Source organism: Nonomuraea sp. NPDC050404 (assembly GCF_040655495.1).
Lineage (GTDB): Bacteria > Actinomycetota > Actinomycetes > Streptosporangiales > Streptosporangiaceae > Nonomuraea.
This window is the reverse complement of record NZ_JBFAKB010000078.1, coordinates 1-2,778: the sequence shown is the minus strand read 5'-3', so window position 1 is coordinate 2,778 and position 2,778 is coordinate 1. Positions and strand designations below refer to the sequence as shown.

Here is a 2,778-nt window from a genome sequence, read left to right as displayed (position 1 = left end):
TGGCTACCCGGCGTATGTTGTGCAACACCGCTGTTCCGCGTAGTTTTAGGCCCTTTTGCAGCTTGCGCCACCGTCGGCGCAGCTCAGGAGGGCTGGGGAACGTTGCAAAGTATCTTAAAAAGGCAGTTGATCAGTATTTGCCAACTGTGAAATTACAAGACCTTGACCAACCAGAACGTGCAAGTGTTCGAGGTAAAGGAGCAAGCCATGAGTGAGAATCTAAAAACGATCAAAGAGCTTGCGGATGAGTTGGGTGTATCAAAAAAGAAAATTCATTATCAAGTATCTAAATTAGATAGTAATTTGATACAGAGATTAGACGGTACTATCTATCTTAACAACGCTGCTATAAAAGTGATTAAAGGGAATATTGGATATGTCCCTAAAACTAAATTAGATAGTGTTGGTGTCCAAAATAGACAGTATTTAGATACCAAATTAGACACCGTAAATACAAGTTTAATTGATGAAAAAAATGAACGAATCAATTATCTAAAAGAGCAAATAAAGAATAAAGATAATCAAATATCTGTTAAAGACGAACAGATAAAAAGTTTAGTAGACGTACAAAAACAAACTCAAAATCTTTTAGATCAGCAACAACGACTAGCCTTACAAGATAAAAAGTTGTTAGAAGAATACAAAGCAGAAAATGACAGCTTAAAAGCTCTCAAAATGCCCTCACAGGAAACAGAATTCAAACACTTAGACAATCAATATAAAGATGAAGTGAACGCTCTTAAAGAGAAGTTGGAAAATTTGCAGGAACAAATCAAAGATCAAAAAAGGATAGAAGAACAAGAAAAACCAAGAAAATGGTGGGGACTATGGCGAAAATAGATGATTCAGTTAAAAAGAAAGTTCCAGAATTAAGGTTTCCGGGATTTACGGATGATTGGGAAGAGCGTAAGTTAGGAGAATTATCTAATATTGTTGGTGGTGGAACACCAAGTACATCGAACCCTGAATACTGGGACGGTGATATTGATTGGTATGCACCAGCTGAAATTGGAGAACAAAGTTATGTTAGTAAAAGTAAAAAGACTATTACTGAACTAGGTCTAAAGAAGAGTTCAGCTCGAATTTTACCAGTAGGAACCGTCTTATTTACTTCTCGTGCTGGTATCGGAAACACCGCTATATTAGCCAAAGAAGCTACAACTAATCAAGGGTTTCAATCAATTGTTCCTGATCAAAATAAACTTGATAGTTATTTTATTTTTTCAAGAACTAATGAGCTCAAGCGATATGGGGAAGTCACCGGTGCAGGATCTACTTTTGTTGAGGTTTCAGGTAAGCAAATGTCGAAAATGTCGATTATGGTACCTGAACTTTCAGAACAACAAAAAATCGGGTCATTCTTTAAACAGTTAGACGATACTATCGCTCTTCATCAACGTAAGTTAGATTTATTGAAAGAACAGAAAAAAGGCTTTTTACAAAAGATGTTCCCTAAAAATGGTGCCAAAGTTCCTGAATTGCGATTTGCGGGGTTTGCTGACGATTGGGAAGAGCGTAAGTTATCTGACGTAGCTAATCACAGAGGCGGAACAGCTATTGAAAAGTATTTTGACAAATATGGTGTATACAAAGTTATTTCAATTGGTAGCTATGGATTAAATAGCCAATACGTTGATCAAAATATTCGCGCAATATCAAATGAAATTACAGATGGACGAGTTGTTAATTCTGGAGAGCTCACCATGGTGCTAAATGATAAAACTGCTAATGGAACAATTATTGGAAGAACTTTACTGGTAGAAAAAGATAACGAATATGTTATCAATCAACGAACTGAAATTATTTCTCCGAAAGAAAACTTTGATTCTAATTTTGCATATACCATACTTAATGGTCCTTTTAGAGAAAAAGTTAAACGAATTGTTCAGGGGGGAACGCAAATATATGTTAACTATCCTGCAGTTTCTAATCTAAATCTAGAGCTACCTAAGATTGAAGAACAACAAAAAATAGGCTCTTTCTTTAAACAGTTAGATGACACTATCGCTCTTCATCAGCGTAAGCTAGATCTTCTCAAAGAGCAGAAAAAAGGATTTCTACAAAAGATGTTCGTTTAGGGTCTATAATTAGATAATAACCCCTAAGAAATTAACCAAAAACAGCCCTTATACTTACAAGATATAATTATAGGGGCTGTTTTTTACAAATTTATAAAAAATAAAGCATTTATATAAATGTTTTATTGACAAACAAAATGTTTTATTGACAAACAAAATAGGATGTGATATCCTTTATATGAATATAAATGAAAGGACATAATTAAAATGTCAAAGAATATCCAATTAACCCTAACTGATTTGCAGTATGAAACCTTGCTAAAAAAAGCAGGAAGCTTCTCTATCCAGCAATATCTGATTAAAAAAGAATTTCCAAACCACGAATTTTCTCATTGGTTTAACGAAATAACTGGACTAATTGAAAAACTTCCACCTGACACAAACTTTTCACTAAAAACTTTATTATCTGTAAATTGGGAAACTATTCCTAAAGGAGTACGCCTATCAATAGGAAAACAATTTCTAAAAGAAGTCAATGAAGGAAGTATTCGAGCAGTAAAATATGTAAAAAAAGACTCTGCCAATACTACCATCTACAAAAAAACACTTTAAAAAACTTCGCAACAGAACCTATAATATCCTTCTAACTATATAATAACTTGAAAATTACTAATTTATCTGTACTGTAGTATATTAGAATTGAAGGAATTGTAAATAGAATAGTTATTTGATATACTTTAGAAAATACATGTTAATAATG

The 2,778-nt window shown here is 33.5% G+C and carries 4 protein-coding genes; all 4 read left to right on the top strand.

Annotated elements, in window-relative coordinates; genetic code table 11:
* Positions 1-14: 14 nt before the first annotated feature.
* The 4 genes from AB0I81_RS63845 to AB0I81_RS63830 all read left to right on the top strand — a co-directional run bounded on the left by AB0I81_RS63845 (position 15) and on the right by AB0I81_RS63830 (position 2,630).
* Positions 15-215 (top strand): hypothetical protein, encoded by a 201-nt coding sequence (locus tag AB0I81_RS63845; RefSeq protein ID WP_360680635.1) that lies wholly within the window; start codon positions 15-17, stop codon positions 213-215.
* 412 nt (positions 216-627) lie between these two features.
* Positions 628-840, top strand: a complete 213-nt coding sequence (locus AB0I81_RS63840; protein ID WP_200416660.1) for a DNA-binding protein — start codon at positions 628-630, stop codon at positions 838-840.
* Entirely contained in the window at positions 828-2,078 is a 1,251-nt protein-coding gene (locus AB0I81_RS63835) for a restriction endonuclease subunit S (protein ID WP_193017583.1), read from the top strand. Before AB0I81_RS63840 ends, AB0I81_RS63835 begins: the two co-directional genes overlap by 13 nt.
* Positions 2,079-2,285: 207 nt before the next feature.
* Positions 2,286-2,630 carry a DUF1413 domain-containing protein gene (locus AB0I81_RS63830; protein WP_349221525.1) on the top strand — a complete coding sequence of 115 codons (345 nt, stop codon included), beginning with the start codon at positions 2,286-2,288 and terminating at the stop codon, positions 2,628-2,630.
* Positions 2,631-2,778 lie beyond the last annotated feature (148 nt).

Excerpts from the sequence above, each read along its gene's own strand:
- AB0I81_RS63845 (WP_360680635.1), top strand. The coding sequence starts at position 15 with ATGTTGTGCAACACCGCTGTTCCGCGTAGTTTTAGGCCCTTTTGCAGC.
- AB0I81_RS63835 (WP_193017583.1), top strand. The coding sequence starts at position 828 with ATGGCGAAAATAGATGATTCAGTTAAAAAGAAAGTTCCAGAATTAAGG.
- AB0I81_RS63830 (WP_349221525.1), top strand. The coding sequence starts at position 2,286 with ATGTCAAAGAATATCCAATTAACCCTAACTGATTTGCAGTATGAAACC.